A 26,147-nucleotide genomic window follows, 5' to 3' on the forward strand; every position below is an offset into this window, starting at 1 on the left:
TTGATGGGGAGGGAAAGAGGGTGGGGTGGAGCAAAGAGAGCTGCTCTTTCAGTCGTCGGGGTGTGGGGACATCACTCCACCCAGTGAATATCCCGCAGCACCACGCCTTCGACCGGTGCATTCTGCCACATGCCGTCGAGCTTGGCGTTCCAAACGCCGGTCTGGGCCAGCTCGAACAGGTAGCCATTGACGGCGTCGACCGCGATGACGGTCTGGATTTCCTGGGCCAGCGCCTGGCGTTCGGCCTCATCGGTTGTGGCATTGAGCGTCTCGTTGAGGGCCTGAACGTCCGCGTTGTCATAGCCGAAGTAGTAGTCGGGGTTGGCGTAGATGCCAATATCGAACGGCTCGACATGGCTGATGATGGTCAGGTCGAAGTCCTTGTTGGCAAACACGTCTTCCAGCCATTGGGCCCATTCGGCATTGATCAGCTCGAGCTTGATGCCCACCTCGGCGAACTGGCTGGCAATGATCTGCCCGGAAAGCCGAGCATAAGCCACCGGCGGCAGTTTCAGCGTTGCCGAAAACCCGTCGGGGTAACCAGCCTCGGCCAGCAATGCCTTGGCCTTCTCCAGGTCGTGCGGATAGGTGCCGACCAGGTCGAGATAATAGGGATGGTGCGGGGCAAAATGGGTGCCGATGGGCACGCCATAGCCATAGGTTGCGCCGTCGATGATTTCCTGCCGGTCCAGCGCATGGGCCATCGCCTGGCGCACGCGCAGGTCGTCAAATGGCGCCTTGCGGTTATTGGTCGAAAGGATCGTCTCGCCTTCGGTCGATCCCACCAGCACCTTGAACTGAGGATTGCCCTCGAATACGGCCAGCGCTTCGGGCGCAAAATTATTGGTCCCGTCCACATCGCCGGCCAGAAGCGCATTGGTCATGGTCGCGGTGTCGGAAATGAAGAGATAGGTTGCCTTGGTCAGCGCCGGCAGGTCGCCCCAATACGGACCATATTGCTCCAGCACCACGCGGCTGCCCCGGTCCCATTGCACAAAGGCAAATGGTCCCGTGCCGATGGGCTCGGTGCCATTGCTGTCGGCGCTTTCCGGCGCCACGATCACCGCATCGCCACGCCCGAGATTGAACAGGAACAATCCATCTGGCCGCGACAGTGTGAATTCCACCGTCGCCGGGTCGATCACGCTCACCGCGGAGATCGGCGCATAAAGTGCCTTCTGCGCATTGACGCTGTCCTCGGCCAGCAACCGGTCGAAGGTGAATTTCACATCCTCGGCGTCAAAGCTGGTGCCGTCATGGAAGGTAATCCCTTCATGCAGCACAAAGCGATAGGTGAGGCCGTCTTCGGAAATGCTCCAGCTGTCGGCAAGCCCCGGCTGCACCGCGCCGCTCTGGTCGATGCGCACCAGCCCTTCGAAAATGTTCTGATAAACCACGACATCGATGGCTTCGGCGGCGCCCGCTGTCGGGTCTAGTGCCGGCGGCTCCAGCGCTACGCCGATACGGATTTCGTTCGACTGCGCCAAGGCAGTTCCCGACGCCAGCATGAGGCCGAACAGTGCCAGGGCCAGGGACTTGCGTGAAATCATCGTGGTTTCCTCCAGCGGCGTGCCGATACGCCTTGCAACAACATATAGGCAATGCCGCGCCCTTGCGCAGCCACCAACTATTCGGCTTCCTGCGCCGCAGGCTGGTCATCGACCAGATCGGCCGGAATGCGCAATGTGAACAGCATGCCCTCAGGGCCGGCGGGGTCAACCGATAGCGACACGGCGTTGACCGCCAGCAGTGATCGGGTCAGCGCCAGCCCGACGCTGGAGCGTACCGGCGCCAGCATCTGGCCATTGCGTCCCACGCCATCGCGGAACACCACAAAGCGCTCGGCCATGTCGACGGCATGGGCAGAACTGTCGCGCACGTGAATGGCGATGGACCGATCCTCATGACGCTGCGCCGAAATCACCACGGCGCCCCCCATGGGTGTCTGATCTATGGCGCTGGCGAGCAGATTAAGCACTGCCTGGGCCAGCGATGCCCGGTCGGCGGTGACGCGCGGCAGCATTTCGGAAATGGCATTGCGCACGATCACCCGCGCGCCATTGGCCTGGTCGCGGATGCGGATCACGCAATGTTCGAGCAGGTCGGTCAGGTCCAGGCTCGCCCGCTGCGGAAGATAGCGACCATCGCGCAGCCGCGCATAATCGTCCAGTTCGTCCACCAGCGCGGCGATTTCCTGTCCGGCCTGGGCAATGTCGTCGGCATAGGCCTCGTACCGCTCATTCGCCAGCGCCCCGAAGGCCTTGGAGCGAATGATGTCCGAGAACCCGATGACCGTATTGAGCGGGCGGCGCACGCCACGGCTGATCCGCCCCAACAGGGCCGGGTCGATATCGACCGGGGCGCTAAGCCGGGCAGGGGTGGTCTCGCGAGCATTGACCAGCGCGAAATAGCCCGACACGATCCCGGCCTGTCCGAGGGCGAACAGCAACAGATCGGCCTTGCCGTCAGCCGAGCGCAGCGGCAGGCAGGGGCGGGCGGTTTCGGCAAAACGGGCCGGCCGTTCCAGAAACGCCCGCAGCGCTACGGAATCATCCTCGCTCACCAGCGACGTCAGCGAACGGCCCGTCAGCGGCTTGCTGCCAGACAAGAGCGTGACGGCCGGCGCATTGGCCGAGCTCACCACGCCATTACGGCTGGCCTCGACAAAGCCATCGCCGCGAATGTCGGCAAAGGTCTGGGCAAAGGCCTTGACCGCATCTTCATGGCCGGTGCGCACCTCGGTGGTGCTGGCCGACAGCATCAGTGCAGGGCGCCCATGCCAGGAAATGGATTGCAGCCGAGCCGTTACCGGCACCAGCGTACCGTCGCGCTGCACCAGATGGTTCACCGGGCCGGCGTCGTGCCCTTCCGTGCCCATGACCGGGAAAATGGCCGCCAGCCCGGCCTGCCGCAGGCTCTCCACCGAACCATAACCAATCATCTCGGTAATGGCCCGATTGGCGAATAGCACCTGCTGGTCACGAAACACCATGATACCAAGCGGCAGCCGGTTCAGCACCAGTGTCTCGCCGCCAAGATTGACCAGCGCACCCGAGCCGCTTGGGCTGGCTGCGGGCAGCGATGTCAGCGAACGGGTTTCCGACTCCCGGTCTGGTTCCGGCAGCTCCTGCTTTCTCTCGCCCACCCGGTCTGTCAGGATGCGGCTCAATTCGTCGAAGTTATAGCGCGAGACGCGCTCGACAATTTCAGGGTCAGCCTCTGCGTCGGCCGGAATGGATTCCTCCGCCGCCGTTTCCTGTTCGTCGTCACCGACGCTCAAGTCTCGAAACCCCCGCCCGGTGATCGTGAACAGCCCTTGCGCGGTCGAAACGTCCTCCGGCTCGCTCGGCTCGGTTCCGGGCGGCGGCACATCGTCCGCGTCGGTCAACGGCGCATAAAGCGCCTCATCGGCCGCAAGGCGATCCACCAGGTCACTGAGGCGGTGCGAGACTTCACTGAGGTCGTTATCGGCTGTTTGAGGCTCGGCTGCGTCACCGCCCTCGGCCTCGGCAGAGGCCATCTCCTCAACAGCTGGTTCCACGGCGGCGTTTTCTGGCGCCCCTGTGATTGTGGTCGGTGTGTCCCCCAGAGCCTCAACCCAGTCATCGGGATTGTCCTCGCCTGGCTCCACTGTGGCCGCATGAACCTGGGCATAGGCCGCTTCGGCATCGGCATCCTGCCAGCTCCGCAGCTCCCGGCCATAGGCATCATCGGCCGCAATCGGGTCAACGCTCACCGGCTGGGCGACGGCATCGTCGCCTTCGATGATCGCGGCCTGATCCCCCGGCGCCGAGGCATCTGTAGCCACCTCGGGCTCTGCCACCGTCTCCGCAGCCGCTTCGGTCGCCGGCTGATCAGCGTTGAGGATATCATCGGCAATGGCGTCAACGCCAACGATCAGCAACACCGGCTCGCCATCTGCCCGCATCAGGGGCGTGGTCGCGCAGGTTGCCGATACCGGCTTCTCGCCGGCCAGGAATTGGATGCGTGCCAGGCTGGTACGCCCGACGGACCCGAGGCGGATGATCCGCGCGGCCTGTCCTTTGATCGGAACGGCAGGGGCGGCGCGCTTGAGGCCATGCTTTTTCAGCTTGGCGCCGAACAGGCTCGCCGCCGCATTGGACCAGATCAGCGTCTGTCCATCTTGTGACCAGAGCCAGGCCGGACGTGAGTCATCCTCATGCTGCAGCACGCGGCGCGCATCCGGCAAAATGTTCCAGCGGTCATCCATGGACTGCCTTTGTCTGGTCGCGACCCCGTTGGTCTGTGCCAATACGGCACAGAGGTCCGAAGTTCCTTAAGTGTTCTTCAATATAGTGCCGGGCCGAGCGAATCCAGCCCGCCCCGAGCAGGCGCTCACCTGCATCGCGTCCAATGGTTAAGTGCCTTTTCCTAAAGATTGGTCACGCAGGCGCCCGAAAAATGGCTTTGTCGCTGGCAAAATCGTCCACTGTCCACAGCCCAAAATCGGGCCTTGTCATGGCGGCCATCTCGACCTATGTTCCGCCCGCTTTCGGATGCCAGCTTGATGCGGCACTCCGATGCGGTCCTGCCGCCTTAGCTCAGTTGGTTAGAGCGCTAGATTGTGGATCTAGAGGTCCTCGGTTCGATCCCGAGAGGTGGTACCACTCCTTCCCCGTTCATGATCTCACCGCGCCAGACGCAGGGCTGACAGGTCGTTGGCAATGGCTTCAAAGGTTGCTTTCAATTCGCTCGGGCTTGCGGGGAAACGCGCATTCTCGGGCGCTGTGGCGCAACTGGTCAACATGGCGCGGACCACTTCCGGCGTGCTCTGCACCACGGTGTCGGTAGCCAGCCCGATTGTATAGACCGAAATGCCGGCTGACTTGGCATTGCTGCAGGTGTCCATGGTCCGCTGGTTCATGTCGGTGACCAGCGCGGCATTGGCGACATTGCTCGGATTGCCCATGCGCGGAATATTGCCGCCGCTGCTGGTCGTGGTCGAGCTGTTGTTCGAATTGTACTGGAAGCCATAGGCCGAGTGGTAGCAATTGCCATTCAGGCTTCCTTGCGGGTCACCGCAGAAATTGTAAGCGGTGTTTTCGCCGTCCGTCATGATGATCATGACCTTGCTGGTCGCCTGATCATAGGGGCCACCCTCGGTGAAGGGCGCCGTTGGCGAAAGCGCCCGAAACCCCCACACAGCGCCCATATGGATATTGGTGCCGCCGTCGGCCTGCATGCTGTTAATCGTGTTGAGCACCGTGGTCGGGTTGTCGGTCAGGGGAAGAATAGCCGTGCGCGTGCAGTCTGCATTCGGGCCCCAGGAAAAAGTGGTGCCGCTCACGCCCGCGTAATACTTGCACACCCGCTCCTGCAATTCGCGGTTGCTGAGCCCCTGCGGAATGTAACCGCCGCCCGCACAGGTGCGGGTGCGGGTCTCTGTGCCCCCGCTCGTCCAGCCGCTCCAGCTGTTCCACGCCCGGCACGAACAGCTCGGCGAATGGGCGCCATAGATTCCCTTGGCGAACTTGGCCGTGCTGGTGAAATTGGTAGGCCCGCTTGGCGCACTGGTCGTGCCGCCCGACGAGCATCCCCACCAGTTGCAGTACCGGGTTTCGGTCTGTGTACAGGTGGTCGTTCCCTGCGCCGGCCGATCGCACACCGCCGGGCTGTCATTGACATAGCTGTTGGAGCCCACGCCGTCGACCATGTCCGGCGAGAACAGCGGCACGAACAGGGTATTGGCGCCAGTCGGCGGCGTGTCGTCGGTGTCCAGATATTCCGATGCCGCCGTGCCTGTCTTGATATGCGGTCGCGCCACCACGCAGCCGCGCCAGCTTTCGCCGGTCGCGGTAAACAGGTTCCACGATGTGGGGAAAGTATACCCCGACGCGGTCATGATCCCGGTCGTGTCGTCGTCGTCATTGTCCATGTTGTCATTGGCAATGGCGGAATTATTGAGCCGGTCCATCCAGGTGGCATTGGCATTGCCGGTGCCCACGTTCACATACATGGTGAAGGGCACTATGCTCACCTTCACATCGGCGACCAGCGTCGCGCCGGGCGCCGCCACGCAGGTATCTCCGCTGTCCACGACATCCGAATACATCAAGATATTGGTGGCGCATTTGGCCGCCGCCACAAGGTTGGTCATCCGGTTGTCGGCTTTCATCGAGCCGGAATTGTCCAACACCATCACCACTTCCAGGGCCAACTTCTTGCGGGTTGCCTCCGCCTCGATGCCTGCACTCAACTGCGGCACACCCACCAGCGACACGAACAGCGTCGGCATGGTGAATTGCGCCCGAAAATAGAGCGAGCCATCCGTCTGGTTGGCTATCACATGGGAAATCTGGATACTGTCCACGATCCGCGGGTCGCCCACGCGCTCGCGCAAGATGGCCAGCGCCGACGCCTTGACCGCGTCGTCGGTATAGCCCGGTTCAAAGATCTCCGGCTGCAGCGCCAGGGCGGCGGCATCCAACGCCGTCTGGGCCCGCTGCCGGGTTTGCTCCAACGTCACATAGTCCACCACTGCGCCACCCAGCGCGATGAGCACAATGGCCATCAGCCCGAACAACACGGCGAAGACGCCGCTTTCGTCTTTGGCGAAGCGCCGCAGAAGCGGGACGAATATGGACATGCGGTTACCTGACTTGCGCTGGTCGTGAGTCGACCGGGCGCAATTCTGACGCAAACTTGTTAGGAAAGAACAACCACCTTGGTGTTCAATTGCACCCGTCCGTAAAGATCGATCACATCCGCGTTAGTCATACGGATGCAGCCCGAGGACACATTCTGGCCGATGGACCAGGGCTCGGTGGTGCCGTGGATGCGATAGAGCGTCGAGCCGATATAGAGCGCCCGCGCGCCGAGCGGATTGTCCGGCCCACCCTCCATGCGCAGCGGCAGGCCAGGTTGGCGACGGCGCATTTCGGCAGGCGGCGTCCAGCTTGGCCATTCAGCCTTGCGGGTAATCCGGTGGGTGCCGTTCCACTCGAAGCCATCGCGCGCCACCCCGATGCCATAGCGCAGCGCGCGCCCGTCCCCGAGTACGAAATAAAGGAAATGCTGGCGTGTATCGACCACCAATGTGCCGCTGCGCTCGGTGGTGGCATAGGGCACCACCTGCCGGAGGTAAACCGGCGATACATAGGCATTGGCTTGCAGCGCCAGGGCGTGGCGCGGCCGGCTGTCGGTAATGGTCACGCCCGGCGGTGGCGCCGCACGCCAGCCGGGGCGGACGCCCTCGGCCTGCGCCGGTAGCAGCATTGAACTGATCGCCAGGGCAGCAATCAGCAAGCGCGTCATTTGATGTTTCATGGCCTGCATTCCCCAAAATGCCTTTGGCCTACTGTCCCGCAGAAGCACCAAGGAGAGGTCAAGCGGCGTGGTTAAATTCCGCCCTATGGGAAAGGTTAACCGCCCCTTGCCATCGGCCGGTCAGACATAGACCACGTCATCGGGCACGCCCTGCGGCGCCAGCACCCGCGTCAGCACCGCGCCCAGATGCTGGGTGGTGAACGGCTTGGGCAGGACATCGTTGAAGCCAATCCGGCGGCCACGGAGCAGGTTTTCGGGTGAGGGATAGGCCGTCATCAGCACCACTTTGATGTCCGGTGATGCGCCAAATCGCGGATCGCGCAGCACCTGCATCACGCCGGGGCCGCCGATGTCGGGCATGTACCAATCCATCAGCACCAGTTCATAGGGCGCGACCAGGAGCTTCAGGATCGCCTCGGCGCCATCGGCCGCTTCGTCCACGGCGCCGATGCCGAACTGTCTCAGTCCCCGCGTGCAAACGGCCCGCGCATAGGCATTGTCGTCCACGACAAGTGCCCTTGTTTGCGCTGCACTGACCATGTCGCCCGCCCTCTCGATCGCGCCGATGCAGCAGGATCGGCTGGGGCGGCGAAACGGGGCGTTAGCCGCGTGCTCCGGGAAAATACGCGCGCGAGGGCTTCATGCACCGTGGCATGGATGCAACAGCTGGCGGGCGCTGCGACATGCTGCCACATCCGGGCTTGCGGCTCACGGCTTCGTGAGCTATCCAAGCTGCATTCGCAACGCCAACCGAGGGAGGCATTACATGTTCAATCTGATGACCCGCCACTCGGGGCCCACTCTCCATCATTGGACCCGAGCGTAAGCTCGTTTCCCTGAGAGTTCTTCGGCCGCAGCGCGGCCCGCGGATACCCCACCTTCAAAACTGAAACGCTGAATCCGGGTCGTATTGCGTCCTGATTCCCGCTTTCTCCAACCTTCTTCAACCAGAGGCCGGCAGAGTATTTCTGCCGGAAACAGCAATGTCATCGAATGTACTCGATGGGCGCGGCGTTGTGCTGCGTCTTGAATTCTCCATCGCCGATGCCGTCCGCCAGCGCGGTCTGGTGCCGGTCATCGGGGCGGCCGTTCGCGCCTGGTGGGCCCTGCGGCCGATCAACTACGGGCAGGTCCCTGCTTACCTGCGCGCAGACGTCGGCCTGCCACCTGCAGAAGACGCCGCTCATTGGAGTGGCATCGACCTGCACAGCTACCGCCTGCATCCGCCCGACCGGAACTGGCCGTGAGGACCAAAGGCAGCCGGGGACCTCCCCCGGCTGCCGCCATCCCGCCATTGTCTCTCCGGCCTTGATCGTCTAACAACGGGCCGACTTTCCTGGGGCCGAAAAATGACCGAAAAAACCAAGCTCATCACGCCCCGTCTGCCGCGCGGCTTTGAAGACCGCACGCCCGGCGAAATCGCCGCTGTCGGCGCCATGGTCGAGAAGATCAAGCAGGTGTATGAGCGCTACGGGTTCGATCCGGTCGAAACCCCGCTGTTCGAATTCACCGAAACGCTTGGCAAATTCCTGCCCGACACCGACCGGCCCAATGCCGGTGTGTTCTCGCTGCAGGACGACGACGAACAGTGGATGAGCCTGCGCTACGACCTGACGGCGCCGCTCGCCCGCTTCTTTGCCGAGAATTTCGAGACCCTGCCCAAGCCCTATCGCTCCTATCGGCAGGGCTATGTGTTCCGCAATGAAAAGCCCGGTCCCGGCCGCTTCCGCCAGTTCATGCAGTTCGACGCCGACACGGTGGGGGCAGGCGGCCCCGAAGCCGACGCCGAAATGTGCATGATGATGGCCGATGTCATGGACGCGTTGGGATTGGCGGGCAAGTACGTCGTCCGGGTCAATAACCGCAAGGTGCTCGATGGGGTGCTTGAGGCCGCTGGTGTTACCACCGACGCTCAGAAGCTCACTGTGCTTCGCGCGATCGACAAGCTCGACAAGTTCGGGCCCGAAGGCGTTAGGCTTCTCCTCGGCGCCGGTCGCAAGGACGAAAGCGGCGACTTCACCAAGGGCGCCGGGCTGACTGACATACAGGCCTCTATCGTGCTCGACTATATCGACGGCAAGCCACCTGCTGACAACGACGGTGTTGCCGAATTGGCCGCCATGCAGTCGCTGTTTGACGCGGCCGGTTATGGCGCGGAAAAGATCAAGATCGACCCATCGGTCGTCCGCGGCCTCGAATATTACACCGGCCCGGTCTTCGAGATCGAACTGACCTTCAAGGTGCAGAACGAAAAGGGCCAGGACGTCGTGTTCGGCTCCGTCGGCGGCGGTGGCCGTTATGATGGCCTCGTCTCCCGCTTCCGCCGCGAGCCTGTGCCCGCCACCGGCTTTTCCATCGGCGTCTCGCGCCTCGCCAATGCCTTGAAGCTCACCGGCAATCTCGGCGCCGCCGAGCCTGCCGGTCCGGTCGTCGTTCTCGTCATGGACAAGGCCGAAACCGCCCGCTACCAGGCCATGGTGTCCGAGCTGCGCCAGTCCGGCATCCGCGCCGAAATGTTCCTCGGCAACACCAAGAATTTCGGCAAGCAGGTCGCCTATGCCGACAAGCGCAATTCCCCTGCCGTCATCATCGAGGGCAGCCAGGAACGCGAGCAGGGCATTTTGCAGATCAAGGACCTCGTCGCCGGCAAGCAGGCTGCCGCCGCGATCTCCGACCACGCCGAATGGCAGGCCGCGCGCCCCGGCCAGTTCGAAATCCAGCGCGAGGATCTGGTTTCAGCGATCCAGAAGCTGCTGAGCGAGCAGGGCTGATGACGTTGGGGGCCTCTGATTTTGTGGGAAGTACCCCCACCCTCGGCCCCTCCCCACAAGGGGGAGGGAGACGCAGGCGGCGGACTCTCGGTTCCCTCTCCCTCCCCCTTGTGGGGAGCGTGGGCACGAGTTCGGAATTCGGTGAGGCATTTACATGACCAACGCCGCCTATCGCCGCTCCCAGCTTGAATCGCTCGTTGAAGCCCAGGGCGGCTGCCGGGCTACCCCGCCGCTGCTGCTCAGGGCTGACCCCTATTTCGATCTTGCCGGTGAAGAGTTCGGCCGCCGCCTGCTGCTGACCACCGATCTCACCGGCGCCGAATATTGCCTTCGTCCCGATTTCACCCTGCCCATCGTCGCCGACTATATCGAGCAGGGGGCAGGGGCCCCGGCGGCGTTCTCCTATCTCGGACCGATCTTTCGCCAGCGCGACAATGGCCCCGCCGAGTTCGACCAGGCAGGCATCGAACTCCTGGCCCAGCCCGATGGCGATATCGCGCTCGATCAGGTTCTGACCTTCGCTCGAGCGGCGCTTTCGCTTTATGGGATCACACCGCAGGTGCAACTGGGCGGCGTTGGCCTGTTCGAGGCACTGTTGGCACAGGCCGATATGCCCGACGCCTGGCGCCCGCGCATCCGCCATCGTTTCGGCCACACCGAGGCCATGGACCGGCTTCTGACCCGCCTCGAACAGGCCCCCGGTCTTGAGCGCAGCGAACAACCCGCGCGCGAAACGCTGGTCGAAGATGTGACGGCCCGCATGGTTTCGGCTGGCCTGAGCCTGTCCGATGGCCGCTCGCCCGACGAGATTGCCGACCGCTTTCTCGAACAACAGGCGCTCGACGCCGCCCAGGTTCCCGCCGCAACGCTCAAGCTGTTGCGCGACTATCTCGCTATCAAGGGCGACGCCCTCTCGGCGCTCAAGCAGGTCGAGGCCCTGGGCGAAAAGCACAAGCTATTTCTCGGCGTGCCGTTGCGCGCCATTCGCCGCCACCTCGACGGGCTGGGCGAAGCCCGCGTCACCTTCGACGCCAGCTTCTCGCCGCGCCTCGATTATTACACCGGCATTGTCTTCGAGATGCGCGGGCAGGGCGGCACGGTTCTCGCCTCGGGCGGGCAGTATGATCGCCTGCTCGAACGCCTCGGCGCCACCGCCCCCATCGCCGCCTCCGGCTGCGCCCTCTGGGTAGACCGGCTCGAAGCGGAGGGCGTGAAGTGAGGGTTCACATCACACGGTCCACAAGGATCACCCCACCCTCGGTCCCTCCCCATCAAGGGGAGGGAGGCGCAGAGCTGATGAGCTGGTGTTCATCGTCTCCCTCCCCCTTGTGGGAAGGGATCATGGGTGGGGGTTCGGCGACCTCGATGACGTCTTTTGACAGGCCATCCCCATGACCATCACCCTTGCCGTTCCCTCAAAAGGCCGCCTGGAAGAACTGACCCGTGAGTGGTTCGCCCGTCATGGCCTGACCATCACCCGACCCGGCGGCGCGCGGTCCTATCTGGGCGCCATCGAGGGCATGCCGGACGTGACCGTGCGCTTCTTTCCGGCTTCCGAGATCGCTCGCGAACTCATTCGCGGCACCATTGATCTCGGTGTCACGGGCCGCGACCTGATCCACGAAACCAGCGAAGCCGGGCCAGCCTCGGTCAGCTTCGCCCGCGATCTCGAATTTGGCCACGCCGATGTGGTGATCGCCGTGCCCGAGGCCTGGATCGACGTCACTCATATGCACGACCTGGCCGATGTGGCGTCCGATTTCCGCTCGCGTCATGGCCGCTGGCTGCGCATCGCCACCAAATATATCACCATCACGCGCCAGCACTTTGCCAAGGCTGGGATTGCCGAATATCGCATCGTCGAAAGCCTCGGGGCCACCGAAGCCGCGCCGGCCTCGGGCGTCGCCGACATCGTGGTCGATATTACCTCCACCGGCTCGACCCTTGCCGCCAATGGCCTGCGCGTGCTCGAAGATGGGGTGATGCTCAAAAGCGAGGCGAACCTGATCGTTTCGCGGACAGCTGACTGGTCGCCCGCCCGCAAGGCGCTGCTCGACGACCTGATCGGCAGGCTGGAGGACTAGGGCGATGGAACTGGCCTTCGTTTTGCTCTTTGTGCTGCTCGGCACGGGCGCCATTCTTTACGCAGGCCTGCATACCGAAACGCCCCGGCCCCAGGAGGCCGCCATGAACGCCGAGGAAAGCAGACCACAGGGCGCCGAGGTCCCCGCCCAGGACACTGCGTCCGATGCCGTCAGTGACGGTCGGGAACACGTGGACCGCACCGATTAGTCCCCATTGCCTCGACCGGCCAAATCACGGCACATGGTTCAAACTATGCGGCTGGGGGCGTCGTGGCCGAAACGCTTGAACTGACCATTCTCATGCCTTGCCTCAACGAGGCAGAAACGCTTGCCGCCTGTGTCGAGAAAGCACAGGGCTTTCTGGCCCGCAGCGGCATTGCCGGCGAAGTGCTGATATCCGACAATGGCTCGACGGATGGCTCCCAGGCGATTGCCGAAGCGCTGGGCGCCCGGGTCGTCACCGCCGCGCAGCGCGGTTATGGAGCCGCCCTGGGCACCGGCATTGCAGAGGCGCGCGGCCGTTTCGTCATCATGGGCGATGCGGACGACAGCTATGATTTCGCCAATCTCGATGCCTTTGTGCGCGAGCTACGCGACGGGGCCGATCTGGTCATGGGCAACCGTTTCGCCGGTGGCGTCGCGCCGGGCGCCATGCCCTGGCATCACCGCTACATCGGCAATCCGGTGCTGAGCTTTCTCGGGCGCTTGTTTTTTGGCACCCCCATCCGCGATTTCCATTGCGGCCTGCGCGGTTTTTCACGCGCCGCCATCAGCGGTCTCAACCTGCGCACCACCGGCATGGAATTCGCGTCCGAAATGGTGGTCAAGGCGACGTTGGGCCAGCTCGATGTGCGCGAAGTGCCCACCACGCTAAAGCCCGATGGACGCTCCCGCCGCCCGCATCTGCGCTCGTTCCGGGATGGGTGGCGTCACTTGCGCTTCCTGTTGCTGTTTTCGCCGCGCTGGCTGTTCCTCTATCCGGGCCTGGCCCTTTTGGGCATCGGACTCGTCGTCGGTTCGCAATTGTTGCTCGGCCCGGTGCAGGTGGGTGGCATCAGCTTTGGCGTGCACACGCTGCTGGTCGCCTCGCTCTGCGTCATCATGGGTACCCAGTCTATCGCCTTCGCCATCATCGGACGCCGCTTCGCCTCGCGCTATGGCTTTATTCCGCCCTCCAGCTCCTATGATCGACTGCTCGAGAGCCTGACGCTTGAACGCATTCTGCTTTTTGCCGTGCTGCTGATGTTGGGTGGCCTCATCGCCATGGGCTGGGGCTTTGCCGAGTGGGCGCGGCGCGATTTCGGCCCGCTCACCTCGACCGCCACCTTGCGCGCCGTCATCCTCGCCATGACCGCATTGGTCACCGGCTTTCAGCTGATGATGAGCGCCTTCATGTCCTCGATGATCAATATCCCCATCTATGAACGGCGCCTCGCCGATCAGCCTGCGCCCGACGACCATTTCCATCGCCGGCGCAACCGCGACTGAGATTTACCAAATGCTTGATCCTCTGATTCTTCTCGCCCTCATGGGCGCCGGTATGCTGGCCGGCTTCGTCGATGCCATCGCCGGCGGCGGCGGCATGATCACCGTGCCGGCTTTGCTCTCGGCCGGTCTGCCGCCCGTGGGGGCACTCGCCACCAACAAGATGCAAGGCATAGTCGGCACCGGCATGGCAGTGCTGACCTATTGGCGGCGCGGCTATGTCAACTTGCCCAGTCTCGTTCCCGCCATTGCGCTCACCTTTGCCGGCAGCATGCTTGGCGCCCTGGCCGTCAGCCAGCTCGATACGAGCCTGCTCGACATTGCTGTGCCTGTGGCATTGATCGCCATCGCACTCTATTTTCTGTTCGCGCCAAAACTCTCTGACAGCGACAAGGTCGCGCGACTGCCGTTTGGCCGCTTCGTGCCGCTCTTGGGTTTTGCCATCGGTTTTTATGATGGCATTTTTGGCCCCGGCACCGGGTCTTTCTTCACCATCGGCTTCGTGCTGCTGTTCGGCCTTGGGCTGACCCGCGCCACCGGCAACACCAAGGCGCTCAACTTCATTTCCAACCTGGCTGCGCTGGTGATCTTCATCCCGCAGGGCCATGTCGTCTGGCCGGTGGCCGTGGTGATGGCCCTGGGCCAGATCATCGGTGGCTATGTCGGCGCGCGCACCGGCATCCGCTACGGGGCCAAAGTGATCCGACCCCTCGTGGTAGTCGTCTCCATCGCCCTGGCGATAAAGCTGCTGGTCTTTCCCTGACTATTGCGGATCGAGCCCCGCCGCCGCGCGCAAGGCGGCATTGATCCGGTCCTGCCAGCCCGGCCCATCATCCTGGAAATGCTCCAGCACCGCCCGATCAAGCCGTAGCGACACCATTTCCTTGCCTTCCGGCGGGGCGGTAGGCTTGGCTGCTGGCGCAGCACTGGGCTTGCTCGTCGCCGCCTTGAAAGCCGCCTCCGCCTTGTCGATGGCGCTGCCGTGTCGGGGTGTCCGCATGAAATCCTCACTGATTGATGGCGCATTGTGACGCCGGCCAACAAAAAAGCCCCGGTGTTTCCACCGGGGCTTTCCACCAAGATCGTGACTGGGAAGAAACGATCCTGGAAGCCTTTGTCCTCAGGCGGCAAGGCCGCCCGCCAGTCGTCTGCCGAACCCGCGCAGGGCCAGTTTTTGGTCCAGCGCGGATCCAGCGCGTCGGGCCCAAAACGGTGCGGCCCGTGAGCGAGGAAATGCTAAGGCGTCAGCCTTAGAAGTCCATGCCGCCCATGCCGCCCATGCCGCCGCCGCCCGGCATTGCCGGCGCGTCGGGCTTGGGGGCTTCGACGATGATGGCCTCGGTGGTCACCAGGAGCGAGGCAACCGAAGCCGCGTCTTCCAGAGCAGTGCGCACGACCTTGACCGGATCGATGACGCCCAGGGCAACCAGATCGCCATATTCGCCGGTCGCGGCGTTATAGCCGAACGAGGCTGCTGCGTTTTCGAGGATCTTGTCGACAACGACCGAACCTTCGGCACCGGCGTTGTTGGCAATGGTGCGGACCGGAGCCTGCAGGGCACGGCGCACGATGGCGATACCGGCTTCCTGGTCGGCATTGGCGCCCTTGACCTTGATGGCGTTCGAAGCGCGGAGCAGGGCAACGCCACCACCGGGCACGATGCCTTCTTCAACGGCAGCGCGGGTTGCGTTGAGCGCGTCGTCGACGCGGTCCTTGCGTTCCTTGACTTCCACTTCGGTCGAACCACCAACGCGGATCACGGCAACACCACCGGCCAGCTTGGCCAGACGTTCCTGCAGCTTTTCGCGGTCGTAGTCCGAAGAGGTCTCTTCGATCTGGGCCTTGATCTGGCCAACGCGGGCCTGGATCTCGTCCTGGGTGCCAGCACCATCAACGATGGTGGTGTTTTCCTTGGTGATCTCGACGCGCTTGGCAGTGCCGAGCATGTCCAGGGTCACGTTCTCGAGCTTGATGCCGAGGTCTTCGGAAATCACCTGGCCGCCGGTGAGGACAGCGATGTCTTCCAGCATGGCCTTGCGGCGGTCACCAAAACCCGGAGCCTTGACGGCAGCGACCTTGAGGCCGGCGCGCAGGCGATTGACGACCAGGGTCGGCAGGGCTTCGCCATCGACGTCTTCGGCGATGATCAGCAGCGGACGCTGGGACTGAACGACAGCTTCCAGGATCGGCAGGATGGCCTGCAGGTTCGAGAGCTTCTTTTCGTGCAGCAGGATGTACGGGTCCTCAAGGGTCGCCGTCATCTTTTCAGCATTGGTCACGAAGTAGGGCGACAGGTAGCCGCGGTCGAACTGCATGCCTTCAACGACATCGAGCTCGGTCTCGGCAGTCTTGGCTTCCTCGACGGTGATGACACCTTCGTTGCCAACCTTCTGCATCGCTTCGGCGATCATGTCGCCGATCGAGGTCTCGCCATTGGCCGAAATGGTGCCGACCTGGGCAACTTCGGACGACGAAGTGATCTTCTTGGACGAAGCCTTGAGGCTTTCGATCACATCGGCAACGGCCAGATCGATACCGCGCTTGAGGTCCATCGGGTTGAAGCCGGCGGCGACGGCCTTGACGCCTTCGACCACGATGGCCTGACCCAGAACGGTCGCGGTGGTGGTGCCGTCACCGGCAACATCATTGGTCTTGGAAGCGACCGAGCGCAGCAGCTGCGCACCCAGGTTCTCGAACTTGTCTTCCAGTTCGATTTCCTTGGCGACGGTCACGCCGTCCTTGGTGATGCGCGGGGCACCGAACGACTTTTCGATGACGACGTTACGACCCTTTGGGCCGAGCGTTACCTTCACCGCATTGGCGAGGATATTGACGCCGCGCAGCATCTTTTCGCGGGCATCGGTAGAGAATTTGACTTCCTTGGCGGCCATTTATGGCTCCTTGAGAATATCTGGTGATTGGGTACGAAAAATGGGCGGGAGAAGCGGCTTACGCTTCGATCACGCCCATGATGTCGCTTTCCTTCATGATGATCAGGTCTTCGCCATTGAGCTTGACCTCGGTGCCGCTCCACTTGCCGAACAGCACGCGGTCACCAGCCTTGACGTCGAGCGCGACGACCTTGCCGGCCTCGTCGCGGGCGCCAGGGCCCACCGACACGATCACGCCTTCGGACGGCTTTTCCTTGGCGTTATCGGGAATGATGATCCCGCCTTTGGTCTTTTCTTCACTGTCGACGCGACGGACGACGACACGGTCATGCAGGGGACGGAAGCCCATGAATTGCTCCTTTGGCATCATTACTAATGCAATTTCGGACCTGTTAGCACTCAGCGCATGCGAGTGCTAACAAGCTGTCGGGGATATAGGGAGCGCCTATGATCAGAGTCAAGGCGCGTGAACCTAAGTTTTTCCTCATGCGTTACCACCGGCATGAGACAACGCGATAACGAGGTGCGCGACATGAACGAGCAAACCCCACAAGCAAGCACGGTCAGCCCGGTGGCGGGGCGGGTTCACTTCACCTTCGACGACGCTGAGATCGCCAGCTCAACCAAAGCTTTGCGCCTTGAGCGCGAGGGCGAACAGCCCATCTACTTCGTGCCGATCGAGGATGTGCATCCCGGCATTCTCGAAGCGTCGGAGACCCGGCGCGAACATGACGGGCCGGGCACTGCCCATTTCTACACGATCAAGACCCTGACAGCCGACGGAGCCGATGAGGCCTGGTACTATCCCTTTGCCGATGGTCCCTATGCCCCCATTCGCGACATGATCACCTTTGGCGGCGACCGTGTGGCGCTGCGGGTGTCGGACGTTTAACCGACGCCGCGCCGGCAAGCTCACATTCCCCCTTCCTTCCTCCGGCACTCTGGGCCATAAGGCACGTCATGAGCGAAAAATCCTCCCTGCAGATCAAGTTGCGCCGCAAAGGCGGCGTTGGCCCCAATTCCAACTGGCATTGGGAAGTTCAGGATGCCGATGGCAAGGTCCTCAAGACCGGCAGTGCCGTAGGTGAAGAACACAAGGCTTTCGCCACCGCGCGGATCGCCAAGGAAAAGCTGGAAGCCGGCAAGTAGGCCTTCCCAAGCGGCCCGGCGCCAACATGGGCCCGAGACAGGAAAAGACGTGACCGCGTCCGAACCAGAGCCCGCCGCCAGACAATCTGGCAGCCCGTTTCGTGGCATTGCGCTCAAGGTCGCATCCGTCTGTTGTTTCGTCGTCATGGCCACCATGCTCAAGGCGACGCTCACCATCCCCTCGGGGGAAATGGTGTTCTTCCGCTCCTTCTTTGCGACCCTGCCGGTTCTGGCATACCTCGCCTGGAAAGGGCGGCTGCGTCACGCCTTTGCCACCAAGCGGCCACTCGGTCATGTGGTCCGCGGCCTCGTCGGCGTAACTTCTATGAGCTTGGGCTTTTTCGCCCTGACCCGCCTGCCGCTCCCCGAAGCAACGGCCATCGGCTATGCCGCGCCGCTGATCATCGTCATCCTCTCGGCGGTCTTGCTGCAAGAACGGGTGCATGTGTTCCGCTGGACCACGGTGCTGGTTGGGCTGGTCGGCGTCGCGATCATCCTTTGGCCGCGCCTGACGGTATTTTCCAGCGAGAGCGGGTTGGGCGATGCCGAGGCCATCGGCGCCATCGCGGCGCTTTTCGGCGCAATCCTGTCTGCCTTTGCCATGCTGCAAGTGCGCAACCTGGTTCAGACCGAGCAGTCCGAAACCATCGTCATCTATTTTTTCATCACGGCCAGTGTGCTGAGCCTGTTGACGCTGCCGCTCGGCTGGGTCTGGCCCACGCAGGAGCAGGCGCTGCTGCTGGTCGGCGCCGGTTTTTTTGGCGGAATCGGACAGCTCCTGCTGACCAATTGCTACCGGCATGCCGATATGTCGGTCATTGCGCCGTTTGAATATGTTTCGCTGATCCTGACCATCATCATCGGCTTCGTCATCTTTTCCGACGTGCCGACGCTGGCCATGGTGCTGGGCGCCGCGATCATCGTCGCCTCCGGCATCGCCGTCATTCTGCGCGAACGCTGGCTGGGCCTGGAACGCACCCGCGCCAAGCAGGCAAGCACGCCCTAGAGGCAAGTGGCCGGAACGGGGTGGGGAGGGGACCGGCGGCTCTGGCGCGATGGCGAGTGATTTCGGCCACATGGGACAGCTTCAGTCCTGCCTTGAGATCACCTGAGGGTTGAGGCGATGGCGCGAACCACTGGCTCGAACCAGGGGGGTGGGAATAAGAGCATGGTCGCGATAGCGACACCTGCGGCCAATGGCAGGCCAATCTTAAATCGACCCCGCGAAAGAGCAGCCACCGCAATGGGGCCACCGAGCAGAATCGTCAAGAATAGTGGAGCCAATACAAGCAGGGTCATGCCTGACCCTTAGGTGAAACGCGTAGGCTCAGTCCAGAGAGCCCGAGGCTTAACGACTGCTTCCAAGGTTCTAGCGATAAGCGGGGAACGGCCGACTAGCGGTCGGATTCCGCCATGCTCAACGCTCGGAAGGGCATTGTCTATCAACACCCACCGGTCGTCACCCTCGGCCTTGAGCCGAGGGCTCTGTACTTCTGGTTGCCGGAAGCTTGGCCGGGTCTAGGCTACGACCAACGCTCGACACTTTCACCTCTCAAGCTCTGGAATGAAATCGTCAAGTAAAGAGCCCTCGGCTCAAGGCCGAGGGTGACGGCCGGTGGGCAAATGGGCGATCCGAGATTATGGCGGGTTGGAGCTATGCGCTGCAATGGCCTGAACGACCGCAACGGGTCGAAACCCGTCCAGTATTACGGATGAAGGCACGTCCGGCGGATGGCTTGCGATGGCTCTTGCCTAGCTCGCCGCCGCCATTTCGGACCAGCCCTGGCGCTTGCGGTAGATGGTGGAAGGGCTGATTTCGAGCGCTGCGGCCGCCATCGAGATATTGCCGCCAAAACTGGCGATGGCGTCTTCGATGATCCGCTGTTCCTGTTGCCACATCGGCAGGATGGAGCGGCGTTCGGCGCGCGGGGCCTCGACCGGGTTGGCAGTGGCGACGCGCGATTCAATGTCGGCCGCGCTGATCATGCTGGCGGTGATCTCGCCACCATCGAACATCACCACCAGACGCCGAACCAGGTTCTGCAATTGTCGCACATTGCCCGGCCAGTCGGCGGCAGTCAGGTGCTGGGCGGCCTCCTGGGCGATCCCCGAAAAGCTCTTGTGCTCTTCCTGCGCATAGCGCGCCAGGAAATGGCGCGTCAGCACCATGACATCGCTGGGGCGCTGGCGCAGCGGCGGCAGATGGATTGGCAGCACATGCAGGCGATAGAACAGGTCTTCGCGGAACTGCCGGTCGGCGATCATCTGCATCGGGTTGCGATTGGTGGCGCAGATGACACGGACGTCGATCTTGCGCGTGGCCGATTCGCCAACCCGGCTGATGGTGCCGGTTTGCAGAAAGCGCAGCAGTTTGGACTGGAGCGAGAGGTCCATCTCGCCCACTTCATCAAGAAACAGCGTGCCGCCATTGGCCAGTTCGGCGGCGCCCTTGCGATCTTCATGCGCGCCGGTAAAGGCACCACGCACCACGCCGAACAGCTCGCTTTCCATCAGGTCGCGCGGAATGGCCGCACAATTGATGGCAACGAATCGGTTCGACGCCCGCGGACCCTTGGCATGCAGCGCCTCCGCGCACACATCCTTGCCCGTGCCACTTTCCCCGGTGATGAACACCGGCGCCGACGAGGCGGCGACGCGCCAGATCTGCTCGTAGAGAAACTGCATGGCGCTTGAGGCACCGACAAAGCCCGCAAAGTCGGCGACAACCGGCTCGGGGCCGGCCTCGACAACCAGGGACCGTGGCCGACCGTGGCGCTGGGCCAGTTCGGCAAGGCGCCCGGCCAGGGTCGCGCCGCTGACAGGCTTGGCAATATAGTCATGGGCGCCGGCCCGCATGGCGCCTAGCGCTGCGCTGACTGAGCCGCTGCCGGCCACCGCAAGGATTAGCGCCCCCTCGGCCAGCCGGACGAGCCGGTTCATGGAATCCTCGATGCTCGCAGCAAGGTCATGAAGGCTTTCAAGGTCGGCGATGATGACATCGAAATGGGTATTGCGCAGCAGGTCCGCGGCCGCGCGTCCGCCAGAAGTCTGGGTAATCTGGGGGGCGACCAGCAGGGTCTCGGAGAGCGCCTCGCCGATCTGGCGGGCACAAGCGACATCGGCGTCGATCAGCAAGAGCCGGCCGCATAACGCGTTGTCGCTTCCGCTCGTCATCGTCATCGCACAGTCTACCCTGGTTTCGTCCGTAGCCGGATCATTTTTGTCCTTGTTCGAATTGTTACGGACTAGGGTAAATATTCCGTTCTTGCGCCTGTCATCCAAACCACGTTTATCTCTCGCCCATGCGAATTGAGTCAGACGAGGACGTTTTCGAACCTATTGTGCGCGGCATTACCCAGACGGGTGTGCGGCTGGCCAATGAACGCGCGGTTCTCACCCTGATTGCCGGCATCCCCGGCGTGTCCAACGCCGACATCGCCCGGCGCTCGGGCCTGGGGCCGCAAACCACGGCGCGGATACTGACCGATCTTGAAGCGCGCGACCTGATCATCAGGGGCGACGTGCTGCGCGGACGGCGTGGTCAGCCAGCGACGCCTTATCGACTCAATCCTGATGGTGGCTATTCACTCGGGGTCCAGATCGGCTGGCAGCATTTTGAGGTGCTGCTGCAAAATATCGCTGGCGAGCCGGTCGCCGCCACGCGTCGCTGCTACCCCTATCCAGACCCGCATACGGTTTTTGCCGAGATCGCGTCCGATGTCGAAACCCTGCTTTCCGGGCTCAGCCAGGACCAGCGGGGCAGGCTTGCCGGCATCGGCGTGACCTCGCCGGGCAATTTCGGGCCGCTGCTGGAGCGCCTGGGTGCGCCCGGGGATATCCGCGCCAAATGGGCCAAGATCGACATCGGCGCGCGCATGGCCGCCGAGACCAACCTGCCCACGCTCTGGGTCAATGACGGGAACGCGGCCGCCTGGCGCGAAATCACCGCCCACCCCACGCCACGACCCAAGGGCGTTGCGGGCTTTTTTGTCGGTACCTTTGTCGGCGGCGGGATTGTCTCGGAAGGAAGCCTGCTTGAAGGTCCCTATGGCAATGCTGCCGACCTTGGTGCCATCATTGTCCATGATCGCGCCGGTCGCCCGGCCTATCTGCACCTGCTGGCGTCACTGCATGCCCTGGTGCAGCGGATTCTGGATGCCGAAGGTGCGGCGCCCAGCGGTCCGGTGCACAAGTGGAACTGGGCGGCGCTCGAGCCCCATGTCGCCCTCTGGCTCGACGATGCGGGCCATGCCCTGGCGCAGGCCGTGCTGACCACCACGGCCATGGTCGAAATCGATCTGGCGACGATCAATGGCGATCTGCCCGAATCAATCCTGACGCGCCTGCTCAACAGTACTCGCGCCCACCTTGCCGACCTGCCCGAGTTGTTGTCGCATCGACCTCGGCTGGCGCCTGGCCTTGGCGGGCCATCGGCGGCAGTGGTGGGCGCAGCGCAATTACTGTTGTTCCGCCGCCACTTCTCGCGCGCCTGGGACCTTTTCGAGGCAGAGGCCGGCAAATAGGGCGGGACAGTGTCCCGGTGGTGCTTTTTCCGCTTGAGACGGGATGCTAAGTAAAAAAACGTCGAATCCCGGCATCGACGCATGATCCGGCCATCTGGGCACCAGATATTCGGGCGGATTAAGCGCCAAACAACAGGGGTTTCAGGTCCGCCGTGCAGGCTCTTGTGTATTCGTTGATCGCGTTTTCCGCAGCTGGCCTGGGGGCACTGGCTTATTTTGGCCTGACCTTCACGCCGGCCAATGCGATTCTTGTGGCCGTGGTCTTTGCCTGCGCCTGCGTTGTGTTGATGGAGCGGGTGCTGCGCCAGCGGGCCGAGAACAGGCTTGAGCGCGCCATCGAGGATCTTTCGCGCCTTCTCGCCACCGATGCCCAGGCCGGCGCCGTGCTCGGCCAGCGCATCAATGCCATCGCCGACCTCAATCCCGGCCAGCGCCTCGAAACCGTCGAGGCCGATATTTCTGTGCTGGGAACAGTCATTCGCCAGGTGGCCGAAGCTGTTGCCGATGTCGAGGACAAGGTCGCCAAGGCCAATTCATCCCGCTCGTCTGCGCCATCGCACGATGCGCGCATGATTCCCGCCCCGCCGCCGCCTCCGCCTGCCGTGTCGGTCATCCTGCCCGAGACCGAGCCCGTCATCCCGCTCGAAATGGTCCGCCAGGCGCTGGACGAAAACCGGCTGATCCATCACGTGCAGCCCGTCGTGCGGCTGCCGCAGCGTCGGGCCGTGGGCTATGATCTGGTGCCGCGCCTGATGCTGGGCGATGGCGAACTGGCCGACGCCCCCGATTTCATGCCGCGTCGCGGTGGCAAGGACGTGGTGCGCCTCGTCGAAGGCACGGGCCTGGTTGAAGCGGTCGCGATCGCCCGGCGCTCCCGCACAGGCGGCCAGCCGGCCATGCTGCACATTCCGCTCTCGCGTGCCTCGCTGGGCGATGAGGCTTCCGCCGAGCAATTGCTGGTGACGCTGGACGCCAACCGCGCCATTGCCGGCGCGTTGACCTTCCTGGTTGCCGAAGGCGAATGGATGTCGCTGACGACCCATGAGCGCGCCGTCGTCGAACAACTGGTCCGCAAGGGCGCCGGGTTCTCGATTGCCAATATGAGTTCGCTGCGCGTCGATGTGGCCGATATGGCAGCGCTCGGCGTGCGCTCGCTGCGGGTCGATGCCGGCCGGTTCATTGCATCGCCCGAGGCCTTCACCGATTTCCACGTCACCGACATCGCCAATTATCTGGCGCGGTTCGAAGTGTCGCTGCTCGCCACCGGCATTTCCAGCGAACGTCAGATCGTGGAATTGCTCGACAGCGAAATCACTTTGGTTCAGGGCGAGTATATCTCGGCACCCGGGCCGGTGCGATCCGACCTGGCGCTCGATTCAACGCGCACCGTGACCCCGCAACTGCGTCGCGCCGAGCTCTAGAACCGCCCCGCGCCGGGGGAGGCGGCTAGCGCCTCCCAAACCCGCCCACTGCCTTCCTGAGCCCACCCAAAAGGCCACGCGCGCCGGTTTCTGCTGGCGCTTGCACGACCACATCACTGGATGCTTCGAGCGTAAAGGTGCCGATGACGCGATCGAGTTCTGCGGCCTGGGCCTCGGTCTGTTCGATGGCCGCGTTGGTTTGCTCCACCAGGGCCGCATTGTGCTGGGTCATCTCGTCGAGCTGACGCACCGCAACATTGACCTCCTCGATGGATGCAGCCTGTTCTCGGCTGGCCTTGGCCATGCCGGCCAGCATGGCGGCATTGGCGCTGATGCCGGACTGCACAGCCAGCAGCCGCTCGGCCGCTTCGGCCACCAGCTTTGAGCCGCCATTGACCTCATTGGCGCTCTGTTCCACCAGGGCCTTGACCTCGGCCGAGGCCTGCGCGGCGCTCTGGGCGAGGCGCCGCACTTCGACCGCCACCACGGCAAAGCCTTTGCCCGCCTCGCCCGCACGCGCCGCTTCCACCGAAGCATTGAGCGCGAGCAGATTGGTCTGGAAGGCGATATCGTCAATCAACCCGATGATATTGGAAATCTTGGCCGAGGATTGGGTGATGCGTTCCATGGCTTCATTCGCCCGGTTCATCACCGCGCCGCTGGCTTCGGCTTCCGAGGACACGGAGCGGGCCTTGCCGCTGGCATCCTCGGCATGGCCGGCGTTCTCGCTCACGATATTGCGCAACTGCTCCATGGCCGCCGAGGTTTCCTCGATGGTCGCGGCCTGTCGCGTGGTCCGCTCGCTCAGGTCATTGGCGCCGGCCAGGATTTCGCCGGTCGCGGTCTTGAGCGAGCCGGATGTGTGGCGCAACTGGACAATGACCTGCCCAAGCTGTTCGGCCACGCCATTGGTGTCAGCCTTGAGGCGCGCGAACGCCCCCTTGTAGTCGCCACTGACGCGCTGCGAGAGATCGGACCTGGCAAGGGCCGAAAGCACTTCGCCGGTTTCACCAACGCCGCGTTCGACCGTCGCCAGCAGCTCGTTGACGTTCTCGGCCAGGCGCTTGAGTTCAGGGTCGGGCAGGGCGGTGCCGGCCCGCAACGAGAAATCACCATCAATGGCAGCGCCCACGACACGGTCAATGTCCTGCTGCAGCGCTTCGACCATGCGAACCTGCTCGGCGCGCTCGGCGTTCATCGTGTCTTCTGCGGCGCGCAATTCGGCAATCCGCAATCCGTTCTGGCGGAACACTTCCACCGCATCGGCCATGGCGCCCAGCTCGTCCCTGCGCCCCAGGCCGGGCACTTCGGCGTCGAGCTGATTGCCGGCAATGCCGGTCATCGCCGTCGTCAGGCGACCCACCGGACGTGTAATGGTCCGCGCAATCAAAATGCTGCCCACCGCCGACAGCGCCAGCAGCACGGCGCCGATGATCAGCATGGTGTTGCGCAGCATTGTCGAGGGCGCGAGGATTTCTGCAGTGCTCTCCAGCGCCACCACGGCCCAGTCCGAGCCGCCAAAGGACAAGGGCAGGGCGCTGGCAATCACCGCCTGCCCTGCATGTTCCACCGTGCCCATGCTGGCCGCGCCGGCCAGCGCATTTGCGATGGCGTCGCCCGTCAGCGAAACGGCGAGCACATCGTCACCCTCGGTCTTGGGGGAATCGTTGCGCACCAGGCCATCCTGGCCCACCAGGAACACGTCGCCGCTTTCGCCCAGGCCCTTGGTTCGGCTCAGCACCTCACTGATGCGGCCCAGCGGCATCTGGTAGGCGAGCACGCCCGCCTGCAATCCCTGATCGTAAACAGGGGCGGCAATAAAACTTGTCGGCGCATTGTCACTGGGGCCATAGGGCGCAAAATCGGTGAGGAAGACATCGCCCGGATTGCCCACCATGGCGGCGCGCACCACCTTGCCCAGGTCGCTGTCTGCCCAGGGTCCGCCATCCTCGGCGAAATTGGTGCCGAAATCGGTTGCCTTCTGCACCGAATAGACATTGTTGCCCTGGAAATCGAACAGGAAGACGTCGTTATAGCCGCGCGTCTGCAAGAGACTGCGGAACTCGTCATGCTGGGCCCGGTGGATCTGGTCATAAACCGAGAGCTTTTCGGACGTGTCGAGCAACAGGCGCTCGCCTGCTGGATTGGGGTTGGAGGCGACAAAAGCGTCCTGCAGCAGGGCGGCCGGATCACCCTGGCCTTTGAGCGAGTGAAACGCGCCCGAGAATGAATAGAGCGCCGCCGCCACATCGCTGCGATTGGCAAACAGCGTCAGGTCCTGGCGCACCTCGGAAAGATAGGCGTCCAGTGCAGCAGTGGCGTTTTCCGCCGCCGCGCCCAGGCGCAATTCTGCCTGCTGGGTGACAATGGAATCGCCGCTCAAATAAGCGGCGACGCCCAGGCTAGCGCCCGTTGCCATGGCAATCCCGACCACCATGATCGGCAGGCGAAGCGAAAGTTTCATTTGGCTGAACATTGGAGGTCTGCACCCATCTTTGGCGTCGCGCCCGAACACATTTGCAAGGAAGCGGCTCCT

Annotated in this window: 22 protein-coding genes and 1 tRNA gene; 13 read left to right on the forward strand and 10 right to left on the reverse strand. The window is 63.3% G+C overall.

The features are described 5' to 3' along the window. Positions 1-71: 71 nt before the first annotated feature. Positions 72-1,550 (reverse strand): ABC transporter substrate-binding protein, encoded by a 1,479-nt coding sequence (locus NIM87_RS15275; RefSeq protein WP_254675564.1) that lies wholly within the window; start codon positions 1,548-1,550, stop codon positions 72-74. Between the two features lie 77 nt (positions 1,551-1,627). Then, positions 1,628-4,231, reverse strand: coding sequence for a sensor histidine kinase (locus NIM87_RS15280; protein ID WP_254675565.1), 2,604 nt, complete (start codon positions 4,229-4,231; stop codon positions 1,628-1,630). Positions 4,232-4,551: 320 nt separating this feature from the next. On the opposite strand from NIM87_RS15280, the gene NIM87_RS15285 reads away from it, so the two are divergent. After that, a tRNA-His gene (locus NIM87_RS15285) sits at positions 4,552-4,628 on the forward strand. 20 nt (positions 4,629-4,648) lie between these two features. Here NIM87_RS15285 and NIM87_RS15290 read toward each other — a convergent pair. From NIM87_RS15290 to NIM87_RS15300, 3 genes are all read right to left on the reverse strand, one after another. After that, positions 4,649-6,607 (reverse strand): TadE/TadG family type IV pilus assembly protein, encoded by a 1,959-nt coding sequence (locus NIM87_RS15290; RefSeq protein WP_254675566.1) that lies wholly within the window; start codon positions 6,605-6,607, stop codon positions 4,649-4,651. A 59-nt stretch (positions 6,608-6,666) separates the two neighbouring features. Beyond that, entirely contained in the window at positions 6,667-7,296 is a 630-nt protein-coding gene (locus tag NIM87_RS15295; protein ID WP_254675567.1) for a L,D-transpeptidase, read from the reverse strand. A gap of 111 nt (positions 7,297-7,407) precedes the next feature. Continuing rightward, a complete protein-coding gene (locus NIM87_RS15300) occupies positions 7,408-7,827 on the reverse strand; it encodes a response regulator (protein WP_254675568.1) in 420 nt (139 codons plus the stop codon). Between the two features lie 443 nt (positions 7,828-8,270). Between NIM87_RS15300 and NIM87_RS15305 the strand changes: the two genes are divergently transcribed. The 7 genes from NIM87_RS15305 to NIM87_RS15335 all read left to right on the forward strand — a co-directional run bounded on the left by NIM87_RS15305 (position 8,271) and on the right by NIM87_RS15335 (position 14,390). Next, positions 8,271-8,534, forward strand: a complete 264-nt coding sequence (locus NIM87_RS15305) for a hypothetical protein (protein WP_254675569.1) — start codon at positions 8,271-8,273, stop codon at positions 8,532-8,534. 102 nt (positions 8,535-8,636) lie between these two features. After that, the gene (gene hisS / locus NIM87_RS15310; protein ID WP_254675570.1) at positions 8,637-10,058 is read left to right on the forward strand and encodes a histidine--tRNA ligase; all 1,422 of its coding nucleotides are present in this window, start codon (positions 8,637-8,639) and stop codon (positions 10,056-10,058) included. Positions 10,059-10,212: 154 nt separating this feature from the next. Then, positions 10,213-11,277, forward strand: coding sequence for an ATP phosphoribosyltransferase regulatory subunit (locus NIM87_RS15315; protein ID WP_254675571.1), 1,065 nt, complete (start codon positions 10,213-10,215; stop codon positions 11,275-11,277). A 172-nt stretch (positions 11,278-11,449) separates the two neighbouring features. Then, complete coding sequence (hisG, locus tag NIM87_RS15320) at positions 11,450-12,142, forward strand: ATP phosphoribosyltransferase (protein WP_254675572.1); 693 nt, start codon at positions 11,450-11,452, stop codon at positions 12,140-12,142. A 4-nt stretch (positions 12,143-12,146) separates the two neighbouring features. Next, positions 12,147-12,350: a hypothetical protein gene (locus NIM87_RS15325; RefSeq protein ID WP_254675573.1), complete on the forward strand. Its 204-nt coding sequence runs from the start codon at positions 12,147-12,149 to the stop codon at positions 12,348-12,350. 62 nt (positions 12,351-12,412) lie between these two features. Next, a complete protein-coding gene (locus tag NIM87_RS15330; protein WP_254675574.1) occupies positions 12,413-13,630 on the forward strand; it encodes a glycosyltransferase family 2 protein in 1,218 nt (405 codons plus the stop codon). Between the two features lie 10 nt (positions 13,631-13,640). Further along, positions 13,641-14,390 (forward strand): TSUP family transporter, encoded by a 750-nt coding sequence (locus NIM87_RS15335; RefSeq protein WP_254675575.1) that lies wholly within the window; start codon positions 13,641-13,643, stop codon positions 14,388-14,390. Here NIM87_RS15335 and NIM87_RS15340 read toward each other — a convergent pair whose 3' ends face one another. From NIM87_RS15340 to NIM87_RS15350, 3 genes are all read right to left on the reverse strand, one after another. After that, on the reverse strand, positions 14,391-14,627 hold the full coding sequence (locus NIM87_RS15340) for a BrnA antitoxin family protein (RefSeq protein ID WP_254675576.1): 237 nt from the start codon (positions 14,625-14,627) through the stop codon (positions 14,391-14,393). 250 nt (positions 14,628-14,877) lie between these two features. Next, positions 14,878-16,518, reverse strand: a complete 1,641-nt coding sequence (groL, locus tag NIM87_RS15345) for a chaperonin GroEL (protein WP_254675577.1) — start codon at positions 16,516-16,518, stop codon at positions 14,878-14,880. Positions 16,519-16,576: 58 nt separating this feature from the next. Further along, positions 16,577-16,867, reverse strand: coding sequence for a co-chaperone GroES (locus tag NIM87_RS15350; protein ID WP_254675578.1), 291 nt, complete (start codon positions 16,865-16,867; stop codon positions 16,577-16,579). A 183-nt stretch (positions 16,868-17,050) separates the two neighbouring features. Between NIM87_RS15350 and NIM87_RS15355 the strand changes: the two genes are divergently transcribed. The 3 genes from NIM87_RS15355 (at position 17,051) to NIM87_RS18745 (ending at position 18,673) form a co-directional block, all read left to right on the forward strand. After that, positions 17,051-17,410 carry a DUF427 domain-containing protein gene (locus NIM87_RS15355; protein ID WP_254675579.1) on the forward strand — a complete coding sequence of 120 codons (360 nt, stop codon included), beginning with the start codon at positions 17,051-17,053 and terminating at the stop codon, positions 17,408-17,410. 68 nt (positions 17,411-17,478) lie between these two features. Further along, positions 17,479-17,667: a hypothetical protein gene (locus NIM87_RS15360; RefSeq protein ID WP_254675580.1), complete on the forward strand. Its 189-nt coding sequence runs from the start codon at positions 17,479-17,481 to the stop codon at positions 17,665-17,667. A gap of 49 nt (positions 17,668-17,716) precedes the next feature. Then, complete coding sequence (locus NIM87_RS18745) at positions 17,717-18,673, forward strand: DMT family transporter (RefSeq protein WP_254675581.1); 957 nt, start codon at positions 17,717-17,719, stop codon at positions 18,671-18,673. Between the two features lie 746 nt (positions 18,674-19,419). On the opposite strand, the gene NIM87_RS15370 is transcribed toward NIM87_RS18745, so the two are convergent. Then, on the reverse strand, positions 19,420-20,847 hold the full coding sequence (locus NIM87_RS15370) for a sigma-54-dependent transcriptional regulator (RefSeq protein ID WP_254675582.1): 1,428 nt from the start codon (positions 20,845-20,847) through the stop codon (positions 19,420-19,422). A 122-nt stretch (positions 20,848-20,969) separates the two neighbouring features. On the opposite strand from NIM87_RS15370, the gene NIM87_RS15375 reads away from it, so the two are divergent. Then, positions 20,970-22,190: an ROK family transcriptional regulator gene (locus NIM87_RS15375; RefSeq protein ID WP_254675583.1), complete on the forward strand. Its 1,221-nt coding sequence runs from the start codon at positions 20,970-20,972 to the stop codon at positions 22,188-22,190. 164 nt (positions 22,191-22,354) lie between these two features. Beyond that, positions 22,355-23,611 (forward strand): EAL domain-containing protein, encoded by a 1,257-nt coding sequence (locus tag NIM87_RS15380; RefSeq protein WP_254675584.1) that lies wholly within the window; start codon positions 22,355-22,357, stop codon positions 23,609-23,611. Between the two features lie 25 nt (positions 23,612-23,636). On the opposite strand, the gene NIM87_RS15385 is transcribed toward NIM87_RS15380, so the two are convergent. Next, positions 23,637-26,075 (reverse strand): methyl-accepting chemotaxis protein, encoded by a 2,439-nt coding sequence (locus NIM87_RS15385; RefSeq protein WP_254675585.1) that lies wholly within the window; start codon positions 26,073-26,075, stop codon positions 23,637-23,639. Positions 26,076-26,147: the final 72 nt, after the last annotated feature.

Origin of the sequence: Devosia ureilytica (genome assembly GCF_024273195.1) — a bacterium.
In the GTDB taxonomy this organism is placed as follows: domain Bacteria; phylum Pseudomonadota; class Alphaproteobacteria; order Rhizobiales; family Devosiaceae; genus Devosia; species Devosia ureilytica.

Bases quoted from the DNA above. Each gene is read 5' to 3' on its own strand.
- NIM87_RS15325 (WP_254675573.1), top strand. From the start codon at position 12,147: ATGGAACTGGCCTTCGTTTTGCTCTTTGTGCTGCTCGGCACGGGCGCC.
- NIM87_RS15295 (WP_254675567.1), bottom strand. From the start codon at position 7,296: ATGCAGGCCATGAAACATCAAATGACGCGCTTGCTGATTGCTGCCCTG.
- NIM87_RS15280 (WP_254675565.1), bottom strand. From the start codon at position 4,231: ATGGATGACCGCTGGAACATTTTGCCGGATGCGCGCCGCGTGCTGCAG.
- hisS (WP_254675570.1), top strand. From the start codon at position 8,637: ATGACCGAAAAAACCAAGCTCATCACGCCCCGTCTGCCGCGCGGCTTT.
- NIM87_RS15385 (WP_254675585.1), bottom strand. From the start codon at position 26,075: ATGAAACTTTCGCTTCGCCTGCCGATCATGGTGGTCGGGATTGCCATG.
- NIM87_RS15275 (WP_254675564.1), bottom strand. From the start codon at position 1,550: ATGATTTCACGCAAGTCCCTGGCCCTGGCACTGTTCGGCCTCATGCTG.
- NIM87_RS15355 (WP_254675579.1), top strand. From the start codon at position 17,051: ATGAACGAGCAAACCCCACAAGCAAGCACGGTCAGCCCGGTGGCGGGG.
- NIM87_RS15370 (WP_254675582.1), bottom strand. From the start codon at position 20,847: ATGACGATGACGAGCGGAAGCGACAACGCGTTATGCGGCCGGCTCTTG.
- NIM87_RS15305 (WP_254675569.1), top strand. From the start codon at position 8,271: ATGTCATCGAATGTACTCGATGGGCGCGGCGTTGTGCTGCGTCTTGAA.
- groL (WP_254675577.1), bottom strand. From the start codon at position 16,518: ATGGCCGCCAAGGAAGTCAAATTCTCTACCGATGCCCGCGAAAAGATG.
- NIM87_RS15300 (WP_254675568.1), bottom strand. From the start codon at position 7,827: ATGGTCAGTGCAGCGCAAACAAGGGCACTTGTCGTGGACGACAATGCC.
- NIM87_RS15315 (WP_254675571.1), top strand. From the start codon at position 10,213: ATGACCAACGCCGCCTATCGCCGCTCCCAGCTTGAATCGCTCGTTGAA.
- NIM87_RS15350 (WP_254675578.1), bottom strand. From the start codon at position 16,867: ATGGGCTTCCGTCCCCTGCATGACCGTGTCGTCGTCCGTCGCGTCGAC.
- hisG (WP_254675572.1), top strand. From the start codon at position 11,450: ATGACCATCACCCTTGCCGTTCCCTCAAAAGGCCGCCTGGAAGAACTG.
- NIM87_RS15340 (WP_254675576.1), bottom strand. From the start codon at position 14,627: ATGCGGACACCCCGACACGGCAGCGCCATCGACAAGGCGGAGGCGGCT.
- NIM87_RS15290 (WP_254675566.1), bottom strand. From the start codon at position 6,607: ATGTCCATATTCGTCCCGCTTCTGCGGCGCTTCGCCAAAGACGAAAGC.
- NIM87_RS15375 (WP_254675583.1), top strand. From the start codon at position 20,970: ATGCGAATTGAGTCAGACGAGGACGTTTTCGAACCTATTGTGCGCGGC.
- NIM87_RS15335 (WP_254675575.1), top strand. From the start codon at position 13,641: ATGCTTGATCCTCTGATTCTTCTCGCCCTCATGGGCGCCGGTATGCTG.
- NIM87_RS15360 (WP_254675580.1), top strand. From the start codon at position 17,479: ATGAGCGAAAAATCCTCCCTGCAGATCAAGTTGCGCCGCAAAGGCGGC.